General features: G+C 71.3%; 15 protein-coding genes. 7 read left to right on the top strand and 8 right to left on the bottom strand.

The window, feature by feature from the left end; genetic code table 11:
- The first annotated feature begins 100 nt into the window (after nt 1-100).
- Together BLW14_RS02425 and BLW14_RS02420 are read left to right on the top strand one after the other, a co-directional pair.
- Nucleotides 101-919, top strand: coding sequence for an SAM-dependent methyltransferase (locus tag BLW14_RS02425; protein ID WP_093703823.1), 819 nt, complete (start codon nt 101-103; stop codon nt 917-919).
- Entirely contained in the window at nt 916-3,090 is a 2,175-nt protein-coding gene (locus BLW14_RS02420; protein WP_093703821.1) for a putative bifunctional diguanylate cyclase/phosphodiesterase, read from the top strand. Before BLW14_RS02425 ends, BLW14_RS02420 begins: the two co-directional genes overlap by 4 nt.
- 22 nt (nt 3,091-3,112) lie before the next feature.
- Here BLW14_RS02420 and BLW14_RS02415 read toward each other — a convergent pair whose 3' ends face one another.
- Nucleotides 3,113-4,015 carry a LysR family transcriptional regulator gene (locus BLW14_RS02415; RefSeq protein ID WP_093703819.1) on the bottom strand — a complete coding sequence of 301 codons (903 nt, stop codon included), beginning with the start codon at nt 4,013-4,015 and terminating at the stop codon, nt 3,113-3,115.
- Nucleotides 4,016-4,110: 95 nt separating this feature from the next.
- Between BLW14_RS02415 and BLW14_RS02410 the strand changes: the two genes are divergently transcribed.
- The 3 genes from BLW14_RS02410 to BLW14_RS02400 are packed head-to-tail and all read left to right on the top strand — an operon-like array spanning nt 4,111 to nt 7,512.
- Nucleotides 4,111-4,818, top strand: coding sequence for a succinate dehydrogenase (locus tag BLW14_RS02410; RefSeq protein WP_093703817.1), 708 nt, complete (start codon nt 4,111-4,113; stop codon nt 4,816-4,818).
- Nucleotide 4,819: 1 nt separating this feature from the next.
- A complete protein-coding gene (locus tag BLW14_RS02405; protein ID WP_093703815.1) occupies nt 4,820-6,769 on the top strand; it encodes a fumarate reductase/succinate dehydrogenase flavoprotein subunit in 1,950 nt (649 codons plus the stop codon).
- On the top strand, nt 6,766-7,512 hold the full coding sequence (locus BLW14_RS02400) for a succinate dehydrogenase/fumarate reductase iron-sulfur subunit (protein ID WP_093703813.1): 747 nt from the start codon (nt 6,766-6,768) through the stop codon (nt 7,510-7,512). The genes BLW14_RS02405 and BLW14_RS02400 overlap by 4 nt, the downstream gene beginning before the upstream one ends.
- 69 nt (nt 7,513-7,581) lie before the next feature.
- Here the strand turns inward: BLW14_RS02400 and BLW14_RS02395 are convergent, their stop codons facing one another.
- Nucleotides 7,582-9,351, bottom strand: coding sequence for a glycosyl hydrolase family 18 protein (locus BLW14_RS02395; protein WP_256332655.1), 1,770 nt, complete (start codon nt 9,349-9,351; stop codon nt 7,582-7,584).
- Nucleotides 9,352-9,598: 247 nt separating this feature from the next.
- A complete protein-coding gene (locus tag BLW14_RS02390) occupies nt 9,599-12,013 on the bottom strand; it encodes an excinuclease ABC subunit UvrA (protein ID WP_093703809.1) in 2,415 nt (804 codons plus the stop codon).
- A gap of 74 nt (nt 12,014-12,087) precedes the next feature.
- Between BLW14_RS02390 and BLW14_RS02385 the strand changes: the two genes are divergently transcribed.
- Nucleotides 12,088-12,573 (top strand): phosphatase domain-containing protein, encoded by a 486-nt coding sequence (locus BLW14_RS02385; RefSeq protein ID WP_093703807.1) that lies wholly within the window; start codon nt 12,088-12,090, stop codon nt 12,571-12,573.
- Nucleotides 12,574-12,610: 37 nt separating this feature from the next.
- Here BLW14_RS02385 and BLW14_RS02380 read toward each other — a convergent pair whose 3' ends face one another.
- On the bottom strand, nt 12,611-12,826 hold the full coding sequence (locus tag BLW14_RS02380; RefSeq protein WP_093703805.1) for a dodecin: 216 nt from the start codon (nt 12,824-12,826) through the stop codon (nt 12,611-12,613).
- Between the two features lie 200 nt (nt 12,827-13,026).
- Between BLW14_RS02380 and BLW14_RS02375 the strand changes: the two genes are divergently transcribed.
- Nucleotides 13,027-14,283, top strand: coding sequence for an extracellular solute-binding protein (locus tag BLW14_RS02375; RefSeq protein ID WP_093703803.1), 1,257 nt, complete (start codon nt 13,027-13,029; stop codon nt 14,281-14,283).
- A 50-nt stretch (nt 14,284-14,333) separates the two neighbouring features.
- Here the strand turns inward: BLW14_RS02375 and egtD are convergent, their stop codons facing one another.
- Genes egtD through egtA form a run of 4 tightly spaced genes read right to left on the bottom strand, consistent with a single transcriptional unit; the run spans nt 14,334 to nt 18,683 of the window.
- The gene (gene egtD, locus BLW14_RS02370) at nt 14,334-15,296 is read right to left on the bottom strand and encodes an L-histidine N(alpha)-methyltransferase (protein WP_093703801.1); all 963 of its coding nucleotides are present in this window, start codon (nt 15,294-15,296) and stop codon (nt 14,334-14,336) included.
- Nucleotides 15,293-16,048: an ergothioneine biosynthesis protein EgtC gene (gene egtC / locus BLW14_RS02365; RefSeq protein ID WP_093703799.1), complete on the bottom strand. Its 756-nt coding sequence runs from the start codon at nt 16,046-16,048 to the stop codon at nt 15,293-15,295. The genes egtD and egtC overlap by 4 nt, the downstream gene beginning before the upstream one ends.
- Nucleotides 16,048-17,373 (bottom strand): ergothioneine biosynthesis protein EgtB, encoded by a 1,326-nt coding sequence (egtB, locus tag BLW14_RS02360; RefSeq protein ID WP_093703797.1) that lies wholly within the window; start codon nt 17,371-17,373, stop codon nt 16,048-16,050. The genes egtC and egtB overlap by 1 nt, the downstream gene beginning before the upstream one ends.
- Nucleotides 17,370-18,683, bottom strand: coding sequence for an ergothioneine biosynthesis glutamate--cysteine ligase EgtA (gene egtA / locus BLW14_RS02355; RefSeq protein ID WP_093703796.1), 1,314 nt, complete (start codon nt 18,681-18,683; stop codon nt 17,370-17,372). The genes egtB and egtA overlap by 4 nt, the downstream gene beginning before the upstream one ends.
- Nucleotides 18,684-18,794: the final 111 nt, after the last annotated feature.

The following is an 18,794-nucleotide window of genomic DNA, read 5'->3' as shown; positions in this document are numbered from 1 at the left end:
TTCCGTTTCTACTCGCTCTCTTGGCGATGGATCAGTAGCCTCTGGTCCACACTGACCATGAACATGGCCGGATCGCCGTGGCGACTTGTTGGAGACATCGATGGAGCGTCCCGCCTGGGCACCGCAAGGCATTGACATTTCGGTGCCGAGCGTGTCCCGAATGTATGATTTCTATCTGGGCGGCTCGCACAATTTCGAGGTGGACCGGGAAGCGGCCCGGAAGGCCATGGAGTTCATGCCGGGACTTCCCAAGGCGATGCAGGCGAACCGGGCGTTTATGCGACGGGCGGTGCGATACGCCCTGAGCGAGGGCGTCACCCAGTTCCTCGACATCGGCTCCGGGATACCCACGTTCGGCAATGTCCACGAGGTCGCCCAGGCCATCGACCCCGCGGCCAGGGTCGCCTACGTCGACCACGACCCGGTCGCGGTCGCGCACAGCCAGGCGGTCCTGGATGGCAACGAGGGCGCGACGATATCCGCCGCCGACCTGCGCAGGCCCCAGGAGATCCGGGACAGCCCCGAGGTCGCCAAGCTCCTCGACTTCGACCGCCCCGTGGCTCTGCTGCTCGTTGCCGTCCTCCACTTCATCGAGGACTCCGACGACCCGCGCGCCGCCGTCGCCGCACTCCGCGACATGCTGGCGCCCGGCAGCCTCCTGGTCGTCACCCACGCCGCGTACGAGGGCATTCCGCTGTCCCGCGAGGAGGCCGGCGGCACGGTAGGCGTGTACCAGAACATCCGCAACCCGCTGGTCATGCGTACCCGCGAGGAGATCGCCGGCTTCTTCGACGGCTTCGAGCTCGTCGAGCCGGGCCTCGTCCCGATGCCGGAGTGGCGCCCCGAGAGCACGGCGGCGCCGGAGAACGAGGACCCGTACGCCTTCTCGGGCATCGCGGGAGTGGGACGCACGGCGTGAGCATTCCCGCCCAGCCGTCCGGCGCCCCGGACGCGGCACCCGACGGCCCCGAGGACCGGCTCCGGAGGTTCGCCACCATCTGGAGCCGTGCCATCTTCCCGTCGACGGCCACCTCCATGACCCGGCCGGAGTTCGAGCAGCACCTGCTCCCGCTGGCCCGCACGCTCAGCGAGACCCTGCACGCCCGCCCGTTCGACCCGGCGGCGGCGGCGTCGGTGGGCGGCGCGCTCGTCGCCGCCCACTGCACCGATCCGGACGCGCTGAGTTCCACGCTCGGCGTCGTCGACTCCTACCTGGTGCTCTACTGCGGCAGCAACGGTCCGGTGGCCCTGACCACCGAGGACAGCCGTTCCCGCTGCGCCCGCGTCCAGCACGCGGTGGCGGCCGGCTTCACCCAGGCCCTGCGCGAACGGACGCTGGCCGAGCAGGAGGCCATCGCCCGCTCGGCGCTCGCCGCCCGCTCCCACGCCGAACAGGCCCTGCACGCCACCGAGGCGCGCTTCCGGGCCGTCTTCAAGGACGCGGCGATCGGCATCGGCATCGCCGACCTGGACGGCAACGTGCTGGAGGTCAACGACACCCTCACGCGGATGTTCGGCGGCCTGGAGAACCACGTCCTCAGCCACCGCGTCAACGAGTGGGTCCACCCCGAGGACTCCCCGCAGGTCTGGAAGTACTACAACGAGCTGGTACGCGGCGAACGCGAGCACTACCGGGTCGAGAAGCCGTACTACCGCAACGACGGCACCGTCCTGTGGACCAACCTGACGGTCTCGCTGCTGCGCGACTCCGAGGGCCGGCCCGAGTACCAGCTGGCGCTGCTGGAGGACACCACCGAGCGCAGGCTCCTCAACCTGCGGCTGCGCTACGAGGCCACCCACGACGCCCTCACCGGCCTGCCCAACCGGACGCTCTTCTTCGAGCGCCTGGAGAAAGCGCTCTCAGCCGGCGACGGCAGCCGCTTCGGGCTCTGCTACCTGGACCTCGACGGCTTCAAGGCGATCAACGACAGCCTCGGCCACGCCGCGGGCGACCGGCTGCTCGTCGAGGTCGCCGACCGCCTCCAGAGCTGTGCCACCGCGCCCGGCGAGATGGTCGCCCGGCTCGGCGGCGACGAGTTCGTGGCCCTCACGACGAGCTTCGACTCGCCCGCCGAGGTCGACGAACTCGCCTGCCGCATCCTCGGCGTGCTCGGCGCCCCCATCCGGCTCGACGGGCGCGAGCTGACCGTCCGCGGTTCGATCGGGATCGTCGAAGGCCCCGCCGGGGAGCGCAGCGCCGCGGAGGTGCTGCGCAGCGCCGACATCACCATGTACCGCGCCAAGTCGGCGGGCGGCAACCGCTTCGAGCTGGCCGACGCGGAGGCGGATGCCCGGGCCATCACACGGCACGGGCTGACCACGGCCCTGCCGGCCGCCCTGGAACGCGGCGAGTTCTTCATCGAGTACCAGCCGCTGGTCCACCTCGGCGACGGTACGGTGCACGGCGCGGAGGCCCTCGTACGCTGGTGCCACCCGCAGCACGGGGTGCTGGGGCCCGACCGGTTCATCGCGCTGGCCGAGCACACCGGGCTCATCGTGCCGCTCGGCCGCTGGGTCCTGGAGGAATCGGTCCGGCAGGCCAACTTCTGGCAGGAGCGGCACACCGACGGCGGTCCGCTGCGCATCAACGTCAACCTCTCGCCGGCCCAGCTGCACCACCCTCAACTGGTCGCGGAGACCGTCGACGTCCTGGAACGATCCGGACTCGAAGCGGGCGCGCTGTGCCTGGAGGTCACCGAGTCCGCGCTCATCGGCGCCGACGAGGACCTGCTCAAACCGCTGCGCCAGCTGGCCGAGATGGGCGTCGACATCGCGCTCGACGACTTCGGCACCGGATACTCCAACCTCGCGAACCTGCGCAGGCTGCCGGTGAGCGTGCTGAAGCTGGACCGGTCCTTCACCCAGGGGATGCAGCACCACCCGGCGGACCCGGTCGACCTCAAGATCGTCGAGGGGATCGTCTCGCTCGCGCACAGCCTGGACCTCGCGGTCACCGTGGAGGGCGTGGAGACCGGCGCCCAGGCCGAGCAGCTGCGGCAGCTGGGCTGCGACACGGCCCAGGGCTGGTACTACGCCCGGCCGGGCGCGCCGGACCGCATCCACTCGCTGCTGCTGGCCGACGCGGTGTGAGCCGGACGGACGCCGTGCCCTCTCACGGGGTCGCGGTGTCCGCCCGCCGCGCCAGCAGGACCCGCTGGAGCTCGCGGGCCGCGCGCGGCGGGGCCACGTCGCTGCGGTGGGCCAGCGCGATGGTGCGGCGGAGCCCCGGGCGGGCCAGCGGCGTCGCGCGCAGGTCCGCCCCGGCGCGGGCGGCGACCATGTGCGGGACGACCGCGATGCCCAGGCCCGCCCGGACGAAGCCGAGCACCGCGTCCATCTCGCCGCCCTCCACCGTGAACGACGGTTCGAAGCCCTCCGCCCGGCAGGCGGCCACCGTCAGCTCCCGCAGGTCGTAGCCGTGCCGGAACATCACCAGCGGCTCGCCCTCCAGGTCGGCGATCCGGACCCGGCCGCCCCGGCCCGGCCGGGGGCGCTGCGCCGACGAGACGACCACCAGGTCCTCCTGGAGCAGCTCGACCGTGGTGAGCGCCGGTGAGGCGGCGGGCAGCGGCAGCACCACCAGGGCCAGGTCGAGCGCCCCGCGCGCCAGCTCCCGTACCAGGTCGTGCGAACCGCCCTCCTCCAGGAGCAGCTGGATGCCCGGGTGCAGGTCGTGGAAGGCGCGCAACACCTCGGGCAGCAGCCCGGTGCACACGCTGGGCGTCGCCCCCAGCCTCACCCGGCCCCGGCGCAGCTGCGCCAGCTCCTGCACCTCGTGGCGCGCGGTGTCGGCGTCGGCCAGGATGCGCCGGGCGAGCGGCAGCAGTGCCTCGCCCGCGTCCGTCAGCGTGATGTTGCCCCGCGCCCGGCTGAACAGCTCGGCGCCCAGCTCGTTCTCCAGGGCCCGGATCTGCTGGGAGAGCGAGGGCTGCGAGACGTGCACCTCCTCGGCGGCGCGTGTGAAGTGCCGGGCCTCGGCGACGGCCACGAAATAGGTGAGCTGCTGGAACTGCATCACCCCACGCTACCCCGCCTGATAGGGACTGCCTATGGACAGCAGCCATTCCATGACTTGGACTGATCGGCCCCTCCGGACCTAGCGTCGTGTCCATGGCATTGGCAACCCGGACGGACCGACGGCCGTCCATGACGCGCACGCTGTGGGACTCGACCGTCGGCAAGAAGGTGATCATGGCCGTCAGCGGACTGGTCATGCTCCTCTACCTGGTCGTCCACATGATCGGAAACCTGAAGATCTTCTTCGGGTCCGACGAGTTCAACGGCTACGCGCACTGGCTGCGCGTGATGGGCGAGCCGTTCCTGCACCACGAGTGGGCGCTGTGGATCGTGCGCGTCGTGCTCGTCGCCGCCGTGGTGCTGCACGCGGTCTCCGCGTACCAGCTCAGCAGGCGCGACCTGCGGGCCCGGCCCATCACTTACGTGCACAAGCGGCCGCGCGCGAGCTACGCCACCCGCACCATGCGCTACGGCGGGATCATCCTCGGGCTGTTCATCGTCTGGCACATCCTGGACCTGACGACCGGCACCGTGCACTCCGGCGGCTTCCAGCACGGGCACCCGTACCAGAACGTCGTCGACACCTTCTCGACCTGGTACGGCAACGTCATCTACATCGTCGCGATGCTCGCCCTGGGGCTCCACGTCCAGCACGGGTTCTGGAGCGTCGCGCAGACCCTGGGCGCCGGCCGCGCGAGCCGCGACCGCGCCCTGAAGACCCTCGCCAACGTCCTCGCGCTGGTGCTGACGGTGGGCTTCATCTCCGTACCCGTCGCCGTCATGACCGGAGTGGTGAGCTGACATGAACGACTACACGCACTACACGACCGGCGAACCCGTCGCCGACACCAAGGCCCCCGCGGGCCCCGTCGCGGAACGCTGGGACACCCGCCGCTTCGAGGCCAAGCTGGTCAACCCCGCCAACCGGCGCAAGCACACCGTCATCGTCGTCGGCACCGGCCTGGCCGGCGGTTCGGCCGGCGCGACCCTGGCCGAACAGGGCTACCGCGTCGTCCAGTTCTGCTTCCAGGACTCGCCCCGCCGCGCGCACTCCGTCGCCGCGCAGGGCGGCATCAACGCGGCAAAGAACTACCGCAACGACGGCGACTCGGTGCACCGCCTCTTCTACGACACCGTCAAGGGCGGCGACTTCCGCGCCCGCGAGTCCAACGTGCACCGCCTGGCCCAGATCTCCGTCGAGATCATCGACCAGTGCGTGGCGCAGGGCGTCCCCTTCGCCCGTGAGTACGGCGGACTCCTCGACAACCGCTCCTTCGGCGGCGTCCAGGTCTCCCGCACCTTCTACGCCCGAGGCCAGACCGGACAGCAGCTGCTCCTCGGCGCCTACCAGGCGCTGTCCCGGCAGATCGCCGCGGGCAACGTCGAGCTGCACCCCCGTACCGAGATGCTCGACCTGATCGTCGTCGACGGCCGGGCGCGCGGGATCGTCGCCCGGGACCTCGTCACGGGGAGGATCGAAACCTACTTCGCCGACGCCGTGGTCCTCGCGAGCGGCGGCTACGGGAACGTCTTCTACCTGTCGACCAACGCGATGAACTCCAACGCCACAGCCGTCTGGCGGGCACACCGGCGCGGCGCCCTCTTCGCGAATCCCTGCTTCACCCAGATCCACCCCACCTGCATCCCGCGCACCGGCGACCACCAGTCCAAGCTGACGCTGATGAGCGAGTCGCTGCGCAACGACGGCCGCATCTGGGTCCCGAAGGCCAAGGGAGACACCCGCCCGGCCAACGAGATCCCCGAAGACGAGCGCGACTACTACCTGGAGCGCCAGTACCCCTCCTTCGGCAACCTCGTGCCCCGCGACATCGCCTCGCGCGCCGCGAAGAACGTCTGCGACGAGGGGCGCGGCGTCGGACCCGGCGGCCAGGGCGTCTACCTGGACTTCGCCGAGGCCATCGGGCGGATGGGCCGGCCGAAGGTCGAGGAGAAGTACGGCAACCTCTTCGACATGTACGCCCGGATCACCGCCGAGGACCCGTACGTGACGCCGATGCGGATCTACCCCGCCGTGCACTACACGATGGGCGGGCTCTGGGTCGACTACGACCTCCAGACCACCGTGCCGGGTCTCTTCGCGATCGGTGAGGCCAATTTCTCGGACCACGGCGCGAACCGGCTCGGCGCGTCCGCGCTGATGCAGGGCCTCGCCGACGGCTACTTCGTCCTGCCCTCCACCATCAACGACTACCTCGCCCGCAACCCGCACCACGACGAGGTCGACGCCTCGCACCCCGCCGTGGAGGAGGCCGTCGCCGAGACCGAGGACCGGCTCAACCTGCTGCTGGCCGTCGACGGCGACCGCACCCCCGACTCATTCCACCGCGAGATCGGCGAACTCATGTGGGAGTACTGCGGGATGGCCCGCAACGAGGAGGGGCTGCGCACCGCGCTCGCCCGGATCCCCCTGATCCGCGAGGAGTTCTGGCGCCGCATCAAGGTCCCCGGCACCGGCGACGAACTCAACCAGTCGCTGGAGAAGGCCAACCGCGTCGTCGACTACCTGGAGCTCGCCGAGCTGATGTGCCTCGACGCCCTGCACCGCGCCGAGTCCTGCGGCGGCCACTTCCGCGAGGAGTCCCAGACCCCGGACGGCGAGGCGGCCCGCCGCGACGAGGAGTTCTGCTACGGCGCCGCCTGGGAGTTCACCGGCACCGGCGAAGCACCCGTCCTGCACAAGGAAGACCTCGTCTTCGAGTACGTCCACCCCACCCAGCGGAGCTACGCATGAAGCTCACCCTGCGCGTCTGGCGCCAGAAGAACACCGACGCCCCCGGCGCCATGTCCACCTACGAAGTGGACGGCATCTCGCAGGACATGTCGTTCCTGGAGATGCTCGACACCCTCAACGAGGAACTGATCCTCGCCGGTGACGATCCCGTGGCCTTCGACCACGACTGCCGCGAGGGCATCTGCGGCGCGTGCAGCCTCGTCATCAACGGCGACGCCCACGGCCCGGAGCGGACCACCACCTGCCAGCTGCACATGCGGTCCTTCGACGACGGCGACACCATCGACATCGAGCCCTGGCGGGCCTCGGCCTTCCCGGTCGTCAAGGACCTGGTCGTGGACCGCTCGGCCTTCGACCGGATCATCCAGGCCGGCGGCTACATCTCCGCTCCGACCGGTACGGCCCCGGACGCGCACGCCACGCCCGTGCCCAAGCCGGATGCCGATTTCGCCTTCGAGCACGCCGAGTGCATCGGCTGCGGCGCCTGTGTCGCCGCCTGTCCGAACGGTTCGGCGATGCTCTTCACCTCGGCGAAGGTCAACCACCTGAACGTGCTGCCGCAGGGCGCCCCCGAGCGGGAGACCCGGGTGCTCGACATGGTGGAGCAGATGGACAGCGAGGGCTTCGGCGGCTGCACGCTCACCGGGGAGTGCGCGACCGCCTGCCCCAAGGGCATCCCGCTGCCTTCGATCTCGGCGATGAACAAGGAGTGGCTGCGGGCCACCCGCAAGGCGCGCCGCTGAGCCGCCGTACGGCCGAGGGTCCCGGAGGCCGCCCGCCTCCGGGACCCTCAATGCCTCACACGTACCGGGTCAGGCCTTGGTGACCGAGAGGTCGTCGCCGTAGACCGTGCCCTGGCCGTACCAGCCGTGCAGGTAGACCGTCACCGAGCCGCTCGAACCGGTGGTGAAGGACACCGACTGCTTGGTGTAGCCGCTGAAGAGGCCCCAGGTGCTCGCCGTCGCGCCGCCCCGAACACCGAGGTACGCGTAGTTCCCCTGCACATAACCCTGAAGGGTGTACTTGGTGTTGGGGGAGAGGGCGAGCGTCTGCGCGCACTCGCCCGTCTGCGAGGAAGTCGCCGCGACGGACAGCGCGTGCGTACCGCCGTGCACCGGTGAGGAGACGACCGCGCCACCGGACTCACAGGTCCAGGGGCCGAGCGCACCGGTCTCGAAGTCACCGTTGACCAGTGACCCCGTACCGCCACCGGAACCCGGCACCGTCAGGGTGAAGGACGCCGAGTGGCTGAGCGTGCCGGAGGTGCCGGTGACGTTGACGGTGTACGTGCCCGGCGCCACCGACGCCGAGGCGCTGAGCGTCAGCGTCGAGGAGCCGCCGGCCGTCACCGAGGTCGGGCTGAGCGTCGCGGTCACCCCGGCCGGGGCACCGCTCGTGGTCAGCGCGACGGTCTTCGCGGCGCCCGAGGTCACCGCGGTCTTCACGGTGGCGGTCGTCGACTTGCCCGGCTCGACCGTGGCCGAGGAGGGGGTCACGGCCACCGAGTAGTCGTCGGTCACCGGGCCGCTGCCGCCGCTCGTGAACGGCGCGAAGGTGTGGGTGAAGTACCAGGTGTCCTGCGCGATTCCGGAGCAGGTGTCGCTCCCGCCGGTGCCGGGGCAGCCGCCGTTGTCACGCTGGAGCGCCCAGAACGACAGGGTGTTGACGCCCTTGGAGACCGCCCAGTCGTACACCACGGGTGCGTTGGCCGTGGTGAAGGTCTCGGCCGGTCCGTAGTCGTCGATGCCGGGCATCTCGATGATGCCGGTCATGCCCCACAGCTGGGCCTCGGTCTTCGACGGGTACAGCGAGGCCAGCTGGCCCTTCAGACCGGTGATGGACGTCTGGGTGTCCTTGGCCATGTCGTGCGCGGCGCCGTCGTAGTAGTCGAACGTCATGAGGTTGACGACGTCGACCTTGGTGCCGTTGGACACCGCGTTCTCCAGCACCGCGAGCCCGGACTCGGCGAGACCGTGCGTGGTGGTGGGCAGGGTGTACGAGATCTGCAGCGGGCGGCCGTTGGCGGCGGCCCAGTCCTGGACCTTCTTGAGCGCCTTGTTGCGGCGGTCGATCCCGGCGTTGTTGTCCAGTGAGTTGTCCTCGATGTCCATGTCGAGGCGGGACACGTCGTAGGTCGAGATGACCTTCTCGTACGCGGCGGCGATCGAGTCGACGTTCGTGCAGCTGTCGGCGATCTCGGTGCCGGTGTTGTCCGCGGTGTAGCCGCCGAACGACGGGATCACATCGCCGCCGCGCGACCGCATCGTGGTGAAGTCGGCGCCGAACTCGGACTGGGCGATCGGCATGCTCGAATCGCCGTTCCAGTACGGGGTGCAGGAGCCGCGGGACTCCGTCTGGATGAAGGCCATCGTCAGGTACTTGGCACCGGACGCCTGTGCGAGGGCGGCCGGGCTGTCGCCGTTCCACGCCTCGAAGTACGGGGCGAAGACGTGCGCGGGCATGGGGGTGGCGGCGGTGGTGGCGGCCTGTGCGCCGGCGCCTGATCCGAGGACCAGTCCTGCGGACGCGACGACGGTGGCCAAGGCGCTCAGGACGGCGCCGACTGTTCTTGGACGTCTCATGGGGCAGCTCCCAGCGGGGTGGGACAACGGGCGGATGCACGGCTCGGCCGCGCCCGGTGAGGGGCGCGGCCCGTTCCTGTGATTCCCGGCCGGGGGTCACATGCCGCGCGGCGACGAACGACCGCGTGGCATGCCCATGATTGGTATGGACCAGCTAACTGTCAACATTCTTTACTGTTTCATTCCCCTTCCTCGTGGCCGCCGCCAACCTGACTGCGACGACGCGGAGTTGGGTGGGGCCAGACGCTCAGGCCAGGCCCATGGCAGCCCGCAGATACCCCGCCGTACGGCTCTCGGGCGCCCGCGCCACCTCCACCGGCGGCCCCGCCGCGACGATCCGGCCCCCCCGGTCACCACCGCCCGGACCGAGGTCGATCACCCAGTCCGCTCCCGCGACCACCGCCATGTCGTGCTCCACGACCACCACCGTGGAGCCGGCCTCCACCAGCCCGTGCAACTGACGCATCAGCACCTCGATATCGGCCGGATGCAAACCCGTCGTCGGCTCGTCCAGCAGGTACAGCGTGTGGCCCCGCCGGGCCCGCTGGAGCTCCGCCGCCAGCTTGATCCGCTGCGCCTCACCGCCGGACAGCTCCGTCGCCGGCTGCCCGAGCCGCAGATAGCCGAGCCCCACGTCGAGCAGCGTGTGCAGGCTGCGCGCGGCGGCCGGGGTGTCCGCGAAGAACCCGGCCGCCGACTCGACGGTCAGGTCCAGCACCTGGGCGATGTTCAGCCCGCGCCAAGTGACCTCCAGCGTCTCGGCGTTGTACCGTGCCCCGTGACAGTCCGGGCAGGGCGCGTACGTGCTCGGCAGGAACAGCAGCTCCACCGAGACGAAGCCCTCGCCCTGGCACGTCTCGCACCGCCCACCGGTCACGTTGAACGAGAACCGCCCGGCCCGGTACCCCCGCTCCCCGGCCAGGGGCGTGGCCGCGAACAGCTTGCGCACCACGTCGAAGAGACCGGTGTACGTGGCCAGGTTGGACCGGGGCGTACGGCCGATGGGGCGCTGGTCGACCTGGACGAGCCGGTCCACCGCCTCCAGCCCGTCGGCGCGGGCGTATCCGGTCACGGGCCGTTCCTGGTCCTCCGCGGCGGCCCGCCGGTCGGCCGGCGCGCCCGCCAGGACCTGCCCCACCAGCGTCGACTTGCCGGAGCCGGAGACCCCGGTGACCGCCGTGAAGACCCCGAGCGGGAACGCCGCGTCCGCCCCGCGCACGTTGTGACGGTCCACCCCGTACAGCCGCAGCCAGCCCGAGGGGGCGCGGACCTCGCGCGGCGGGGGAGGGGCGTCGGGGAACAGGAAGCGCCGGGTGGCCGAGTCCGCGACCTCGGCGAGGCCGGCGGGCGGCCCGCTGTGCAGGACCCGGCCTCCGTGCTCGCCGGCCAGCGGTCCGACGTCGACGAGCCAGTCCGCCCGCCGCACCACGTCCATCTGGTGCTCCACCACGAAGACCGTGTTGCCGGACTCCTTCAGCCGCCCCAGCACCGCGAGCAGCGCCTCCGTGTCCGCCGGGTGCAGACCGGCCGACGGCTCGTCCAGGACGTACACCACACCGAAGAGGCCGGCCCGCAGCTGGGTCGCCAGCCGCAGCCGCTGGAGCTCGCCCGAGGAGAGCGTGGGCGCCGTGCGGTCCAGACTCAGGTAGCCGAGGCCGAGTTCGGTGACGGTCGCGATCCGGGCGAGGAGGTCCGCCGTCAGCACCCGGGCGGTCCCGCCGCCGCCCGCCGCCGTCAGCACGTCGGCCAGTTCGGTCAGCGCGAGGCCCGCGAGCTGAGCGATCGTACGTCCGGCGAACGTCACCGCCATGGCCTCGGGCCGCAGCCGGCTGCCCTCGCACACCGGGCAGGGCTCGCTGGTGAGGAAGCGCTCGGCCTTCGCCCGCAGGGTGGCGCTCCTGGAGTCCGCGAAGGTGTGCATCACATAGCGTCGCGCGCTCATGTACGTGCCCTGGTAAGGCCGTTGGATCCGGCCGGCCTCGCGCACCGGATGGACCGTCACCACCGGCTGCTCGTCGGTGAACAGGATCCACTCCCGGTCGGCGGCCTCCAGCTCCCGCCACGGCCGGTCCACGTCGTAACCGAGCGCGTCCAGCACATCGCGCAGGTTCTTGCCCTGCCAGGCACCGGGCCACGCGGCGATGGCGCCCTCCCGGATCGACAGGCCCGGGTCCGGGACCAGCAGTTCTTCGCTCGTGCGGTGGACCCGCCCGAGGCCGTGGCAGCGCGGACAGGCGCCGACGGCGGTGTTCGGCGAGAACGCGTCCGAGTCCAGCCGCTCGGCCCCCTCCGGGTAGTCGCCGGCCCGGGAGAACAGCATCCGCAGCGAGTTGGACAGCGTGGTCACCGTGCCCACGGACGACCGGGCGCCGGGCGCCGACCTGCGCTGCTCCAGCGAGACGGCGGGAGGCAGCCCGGTGACCTCGCCGACCGCGGGGGCGCCGACCTGATGGATCAGCCGCCGGGCGTACGGGGCGACGGACTCGAAGTAGCGGCGCTGTGCCTCCGCGTAGATCGTGCCGAAGGCCAGCGAGGACTTGCCCGAGCCGGAGACGCCGGTGAAGACGGTGAGGGTGTCGCGGGGGATGTCGACATCGGCATTCCGCAGATTGTGCTCGCGGGCGCCTCGGACCCGGACGTACGGATCGTGGGGGGAGGTCATGGGGGCGGGGTCTCCATGCGCTCGGTGGTCGTGCCGGTTCGCCGGACGGGACTGCCACTTGGTTTGCTGGCCGCATGACAAACGACGTCCGGCCCGTGGCCGTGTTCGATCTTGACGGTACGCTCGCCGACACCGCCCACCGCCAGCACTTCCTGGAGGGCCGCCGCGACTGGGCGGCCTTCTTCGCCGCCGCGGTCGACGACCCGCCGCTGGACGAGGGCGTACGCCTGGTGCTGAGCAGCGCCGGGGAGTGCGAGATCGTCTACCTCACCGGGCGGCCCGAGCGCTGCCGCAAGGACACCCTGGCCTGGCTGTCCCGGCAGGGGCTGCCCGAGGGGCCGCTGCACATGCGGCGCAATGACGACCGCCGGCCGGCGCGCCGGACCAAGCTGGAGATCCTGGAACGGCTGGGTCGCGACCGTACGGTACGCATGCTCGTCGACGACGACGAACTGGTCTGCGACGGCGCCGAGCTGGCCGGATTCACCGTGGTGCGCGCCCGCTGGACGCCGGCCTCGCCCGAGCTGAAGGACGCGCAGGAGCGGGAGGGGCGCACCTGACCCGGCCGTGTTCGCCGTGCGGCGACGGCCCCTCGCGTCACTGCGGGTCGTCGAGCCGGAAGCCCACTTTCAGGCCGACCTGATAGTGCGCGATTCGGCCATCCTCGATCTGCCCGCGCACCTGGGTGATCTCGAACCAGTCGAGATTGTGCAACGTTTCCGAGGCTCTTGCGACGCCGTTGCGGATGGCCTCGTCCACACCCTCCTGGGAGGTTCCTACGATTTCGGTGACGCGATACGTGTGATTTGGCATGGTTTGTCTCCTCTCGCCCTTACCAAGGTGCCCTACCTCGGCCCGGTTCGCGAGGGGTCGCAGTCGTCACGCATGTCCGGAACGGCCCTTGACCAAAGTATTGGTCCATACCAAAATCCAGCCACACCCGTGCGAGCGCAGCCCGCAGTCCCCCACACCGGGTCCGCATATCGTCCTGCCGTTTCGCAGAAGGTGAATCCGTGAAGAACCGCATGCTCTTCGGAGCTGTCGCCCTTATTTCCACCGTTGCGCTGGGTGGGTGCGGCCTGATCCCCGGCACGGGCGGCTCCGGTGACAAGAAGGTGACGATCTGGCTGATGAAGGACAGCGTTACCGCCGACTTCCTGGACCGTTTCAAGAAGTCGTACGAGGAGGAGCACTCCTCGGTCGAACTGGAGTTCAAGATCCAGGAATGGGGCGGCATCGGCCCGAAGGTCATGGACGCGCTCGCCGGCGAGGACACCCCCGACGTCATCGAGGTCGGCAACACCCAGGTCGCCCAGTACGCGGCGAGCGGCAACCTGCGCGACCTGACCCTGGAATCCATGCGTGACCTGGGCAGCGAGGACTGGATCCCCGGTCTCGCCGAGCCGGGCAGCATCGGTGGCGTCCAGTACGGAATCCCGTGGTACGCGGCCAACCGGGTGGTCATCTACAACAAGGATCTCTTCGAGGCGGCGGGTATCAAGAACCCGCCGAAGACGCGTGCGGAGTGGATCGCGGACACCGAGAAACTCAACGGCGACGGAATCCAGGGCATGTATCTGCCGGGACAGAACTGGTACGTGCTCGCCGGGTTCATCTGGGACGAGGGCGGGGAACTCGCAAGCGACAAGGGGGGCGACTGGCAGGGCGCCCTCGACTCGCCCGCCGCACTCAAGGGCATGCAGTTCTATTCCCAACTCCAGTCGCTGGGCGAGGGACCCAAGAACGCCGACGAGGAAAAGCCCCCGCAGGGCAATGTGTTCGCCGAGGGGAATGTCGCCCAGATCATCTCCACCCCCAGCACCGCGACGCTCATCGAGAAGAAGAACCCCGAACTCAAGGGCAAACTGGGCTACTTCCCGATCCCCGGCAAGACCGCGAAGGCTCCCGGCTCGGTGTTCACCGGCGGCTCGGACCTGATCGTGCCGCAGAAGGCCGACCAGCGCAGCGCGGGCTACGAAGTGATCAAGGCCCTGGCCGGGGCCAAGTGGCAGGAGGACCTGGCCAAGACCATGAGCTACGTGCCCAACAAGCCGGCGCTGGCCCGCGTCGTCGAGGGCCAGGAGAGCACCGCCGCGATGGCCGAGGGCGCCAGGAGCGGCCACGCCACCCCCAACTCCTCGCAGTGGGCGGCGGTCGAGGCCGACAACCCGATCAAGCCCTACATGACGGCGGTCCTCCAGGGCGGCGACCCGGCGACCGAGGCGAAGACCGCGTCCGACAAGATCACCGAACTGCTCGCCGGCAGCTGACCCGCCGGTGCGGGGCGGGACCGGACATCCGGTCCCGCCCCGCACCCCGGTCAGTCCACCCTGGACAGCGACAGGGCGAACCTGTCCTCGGAGTCCGTCCACCAATGGGCCAGGCGGAGTCCCGCGGCGGCCAGTTCGCGGCGCACGCCGCCCTCACGGAACTTCGCCGACACCTCGGTGCGCAGCTCCTCGCCCGCGTCGAACGGCACCACGAGATCCAGTTCCGGGATCTTCACCGTCAGCGACCGGCGCGCCCGCAGCCGCATCTCGATCCACTCCTCCTGCGGATTCCACCGCGCCACGTGCGCGAAGTCCTCCGGCACGAAGTCCGCGCCCAGTTCGCGGTCGACGACCGACAGCACGTTCCGGTTGAACGCCGCAGTCACCCCCGCCGCGTCGTCGTACGCCGCGACGAGCACCTCCTCCTCCTTCACGAGATCCGTGCCGAGCAGCAGCGTGTCCCCGGGCGCCAGCAGGTCGCGCACCGACTTCAGGAACACCGCCCGCTCACTCGGCAGCAGATTGCCGAGGGTGCCGCCCAGGAACGCCACCAGCCGGGGCCCCGGCGTTTCGGGCAGCGTGAGTCCGGCGGTGAAGTCGGCGATGAGCGCGTGCACGGAGAGGCGCGGCCGCTCCTTCAGCAGCGCGTCCGCGGCGCCGCGCAGTGCGCTCTCGCTGACGTCGACCGGCACGTAACTCTCCAGGTCCGTCAGCGCGTCCAGCAGGTACCGCGTCTTCTCGGACGAGCCGGAACCCAGCTCCACCAGGGTGCGCGCGCCCGACGCCGCCGCGATCTCCACGGCCCGGTCGATCAGGATCTCCCGCTCGGCGCGCGTCGGGTAGTACTCGGGGAGCCGGGTGATCTCCTCGAACAGCTCGCTGCCCCGCGCGTCGTAGAACCACTTGGGCGGCAGCGTCTTCGGGGCCCGGGTCAGGCCGTTCAGGACGTCGGCGCGCAGCGCCGCGTCCGTCGCGTCCTCGGGCAGGGTGCGGGTCAGCAGGAAGGGACTCACGTGCGGGGCTCCTTCAGCGGGGTCAGCAGGACGTCGCCAGGGGTCGCGGTCAGCAGGGTGCGGTCCGGCACCTCGTACCAGCGGGGATCGTCGTCGTACGGTTCCGAGGCGACGACCGTGTGCCGGCCGGGCTCGGTCAGATGCCACAGGGTGTCGCCCCAGGCGGTCGCCACGACGGACCGGCCGTCGGTCAGCAGCAGGTTGAGCCGGGACGCGGGGGAGGCCTCGGCGACCTCCAGCACGGTGTCCGCCACGGCCTGCGCGAGCGGGTCGCCCGACGCCAGCCGGTGCCGGACCAGGGCCCACACCAGGGCGGAGTCGCTCCGGGCGGTCAGCCGCAGCAGCTCGGCCGGGGGCAGGGTGGCCGCCACGGACGCCATCGAACCCGGCCAGTCCCTCACCGCGCCGTTGTGGCTGAACAGGACGTGGTCCGCGGCGAACGGCGCCGCCGCGGCCTCGCCGTCCGGGTCGGCCCCCGTCGCGTCCCGGACCGCGGCGAGCAGGGCGTGGCTGCGGACCACCCGGGCCAGGTCGGCGAAGGTCTGGTCGCCCCAGACGGGGCCCTGGCGCCGGTAGCGGCCCGGGACCGGGTCCCCCTCCGCGTACCAGCCGACCCCGAAGCCGTCCGCGTTGACCGTGCCGTACCGCTGGCGGCGGGGCTCCCAGGACTGCCGCACCAAGGAGTGCGCCGGCCGCGAGACCATCTCGCCCAGGGCGACCGGCGGCCCCAGATAGGCGATATGACGGCACATCAGAGATCCCTCGCGGTACGGAACCCGGAGAAGATCTGCCGCCGGACCGGCAGGTCCCAGTTGCGGAACGTACCCCGGCACGCCACGGTGTCCACCGCGAACGAACCGCCCCGCAGCACCTTGTGCTCAGGGCCGAAGAACACCTCGGAGTACTCGCGGTACGGGAACGGCGCGAACCCCGGGTACGGCAGGAAGTCGCTCGCCGTCCACTCCCACACGTCAGCGATCAGCTGCCCCGCCCCGCACGGCGCCCGCCCGGCCGGGTACGCCCCGGCGGGCGCGGGCCGCAGATGGCGCTGCCCCAGATTGGCGCGCTCCGGTGTCGGGTCCTCGTCGCCCCACGGATAGCGGCGGGAGCGCCCGGACACGGGGTCGTGGCGGGCCGCCTTCTCCCACTCCGCCTCGGTCGGCAGACGCCGCCCCGCCCAGCGCGCGTACGCGTCGGCCTCGTACCAGCTGACGTGCAGCACCGGCTCGTCGTCCGGCACCGGCTCGGTCACCCCGAACCGGCGGCGCAGCCACTGCCCGGAGTCCCGGTGCCAGAACAGCGGGGCGGCCAGCTCGTGCTCCCGGACCATCGCCCAGCCCTCGGGCGCCCACCAGCGCCGCTCGCCGTAACCGCCGTCCTCGATGAAGGCCCGGTAGGCGCCGCACGTCACCGGGGCGGTGTCGATGACGAACCCGGGGACGTCCCGCTGATGCGCGGGGCGTTCGTTGTCCAGGGCCCACGGCTCGGCCGACGTACCCATGGTGAACGGGCCGCCCGGCACCAGGACCTCGGCCGGCGGCGCGTCCACGGCACGCGGCGGCTCCGGGGCCGTCAGCGCCGCCGGGCCCGAACGCAGCTGATGCGTGATCAGCATCGTCTCGTCGTGCTGCTGCTCGTGCTGCGCGATCATCCCGAAGGCGAAACCGGACCTGACCAGCGCCGGACCGTCACCCAGCGGCGTGGATTCCAGCACGTCCAACGCCCTGCCGCGCACCTCCGAGGCGTACGAGCGGGCCTCGCCGGGCGCCAGCAGCGGCAGCGAGGGCCGGGTGGCGCGCGGATGCTCGAAGGCGTCGTACAGGCCGTCGATCTCCGGGCGCATCGCCTCCCGGCCGGCGACACCGCGCAGCAGCCACAGCTCCTCCTGGTTGCCGATGTGCGCCAGGTCCCAGACCAGCGGCGACATCAGAGGCGAGTGCTGGGCGGTGAGGTCGTGGTCGTCGACGCTGTCGGTGAGGAGCGTGGTGCGTTCACGCGCGGTCAGCAGCGCGGCGAGCGCGCGCTCGCGCAGCGCCTCGTCGTCCCCGGCGTGCGGGGGAGCGGGGGATTCGGTCATGAGAGGTTCCCCTTCGGATGGGCCGGGCGGCGCGCCCCGCCCGTGGTGAGGACGTCCCGCAGATCGTCGGCCGGACATCGGCCCCGGGCGACGTAGCGGTCGTGGAAGCCGGCCACCGCGTCCCGTACCGCGACGCTCGCGCCCAGCCGGGGCAGGGCCTCCAGGGCGAGCCTGAAGCAGACGTCCGCCGCCTGGCGCAGTTCGGGCTCGGCCAGGCCGTCCCGGGCGGCGGCGGTCCACAGCGGATTGCGCGGAGCTGCGCCCGTACCGGCGGTCTCGGCCAGCGGCTTGACGGTCCGGTACACCGTCTCGGCGGCCTCCGGGTCGTCGAACAGGGCGGTCGTGACGGCGAGCGGCACGATCCAGCCGTCGTCACCGGGCTGCGCGTCGATCATGCGCAGCTCCAGGTGCCCGCGCGGCCGCGCCGGCGGGAACAGCGTCGTGATGTGGTAGTCGAGGTCGCTCCGGTCCGCCCGCCGGGGCACCCCGGACCGGATCCAGTCGCGGAACGTGAGCCCGTCCGGCACGGCCCACGGCCCGTCTCCCCGTACGCAGAGCACGGGCGTGTCCAGGACGTGGGCGGCCCAGGCGTCCCGGGGCGGCAGCTGCCCGTCCGGGGCCAGCGTCCGCTTCGGGTCCAGGGCGGCCCAGAGGGACTGGCGCGCGGACCGCCAGGGTGTCGGCCGGCCCTCCCGGAACGGCGAGTTGGCGAAGGCCGCCACCAGGACCGCGCCCAGCAGATGGGTCAGCTGCCAGCGCCGCGCGTACCCGAGCGGGCCCGGCTCCTCCTCCCCGGCGTCCAGGCAGACCTGGACGGAGGCGGTGGTGCACATCATGGCGCGGCCGGCCGGGCCCCATCGGTCGAGCGCCCGCTCCATGGCCTCGTACCGGGGCTCGCGCAGGAGCCGGCGCGGTGATTGCCAGGGATCGACGCCGTAACCGGCGGGAGCCAGGCCAAGACCGTCCAGGGCGGACCGTACGGTGGTGAGATCGGCGGCGATGTCGTCGACACATGCCGTCAGGGAAGGGGCGGGGCGTGAGCTGAGCTCCAGCTGGCCGCCGGGTTCGAAGGTGAGTGCCGCGCTCAGGGGCAGCGCCCGGACGGCCGTCGCGGCCGCCTCCAGCAGGTGGGGCGGGACGGGGCGGTGCGGGTGGTCGCGATCGTGCAGAAGCCATTCGAGTTCGACCCCGACCGTGCGCGGCGGACCCGTCTTGAAACAGATGCCGCGCAGTAAATCCTCCGCCGCGCCCTCCGTGAGGGGCGGTGCGAGGCCGGGCGGACCGTGGCCGCCGGGAGTGTCGGATGACATGCCGGGCCTCCTCTTTCCGGTGCGTCCGTCCTACCCAAACCGCTGCAAAGAGATCGCACAAGAGTGCCTCGTGAGCCGGATATTCGATTGCGTCGCTCACGCGGGGGCGAC

The sequence above is a fragment of the Streptomyces sp. 2131.1 genome (assembly GCF_900105515.1).
In the GTDB taxonomy this organism is placed as follows: domain Bacteria; phylum Actinomycetota; class Actinomycetes; order Streptomycetales; family Streptomycetaceae; genus Streptomyces; species Streptomyces drozdowiczii.
This window is presented reverse-complemented; position numbering and strand designations above follow the sequence as displayed.

Excerpts from the sequence above, each read along its gene's own strand:
- BLW14_RS02425 (WP_093703823.1), top strand. The coding sequence starts at position 101 with ATGGAGCGTCCCGCCTGGGCACCGCAAGGCATTGACATTTCGGTGCCG.
- BLW14_RS02415 (WP_093703819.1), bottom strand. The coding sequence starts at position 4,015 with ATGCAGTTCCAGCAGCTCACCTATTTCGTGGCCGTCGCCGAGGCCCGG.
- BLW14_RS02410 (WP_093703817.1), top strand. The coding sequence starts at position 4,111 with ATGGCATTGGCAACCCGGACGGACCGACGGCCGTCCATGACGCGCACG.
- BLW14_RS02405 (WP_093703815.1), top strand. The coding sequence starts at position 4,820 with ATGAACGACTACACGCACTACACGACCGGCGAACCCGTCGCCGACACC.
- BLW14_RS02400 (WP_093703813.1), top strand. The coding sequence starts at position 6,766 with ATGAAGCTCACCCTGCGCGTCTGGCGCCAGAAGAACACCGACGCCCCC.
- BLW14_RS02395 (WP_256332655.1), bottom strand. The coding sequence starts at position 9,351 with ATGAGACGTCCAAGAACAGTCGGCGCCGTCCTGAGCGCCTTGGCCACC.
- BLW14_RS02390 (WP_093703809.1), bottom strand. The coding sequence starts at position 12,013 with ATGACCTCCCCCCACGATCCGTACGTCCGGGTCCGAGGCGCCCGCGAG.
- BLW14_RS02385 (WP_093703807.1), top strand. The coding sequence starts at position 12,088 with ATGACAAACGACGTCCGGCCCGTGGCCGTGTTCGATCTTGACGGTACG.
- BLW14_RS02380 (WP_093703805.1), bottom strand. The coding sequence starts at position 12,826 with ATGCCAAATCACACGTATCGCGTCACCGAAATCGTAGGAACCTCCCAG.
- egtC (WP_093703799.1), bottom strand. The coding sequence starts at position 16,048 with ATGTGCCGTCATATCGCCTATCTGGGGCCGCCGGTCGCCCTGGGCGAG.
- egtB (WP_093703797.1), bottom strand. The coding sequence starts at position 17,373 with ATGACCGAATCCCCCGCTCCCCCGCACGCCGGGGACGACGAGGCGCTG.
- egtA (WP_093703796.1), bottom strand. The coding sequence starts at position 18,683 with ATGTCATCCGACACTCCCGGCGGCCACGGTCCGCCCGGCCTCGCACCG.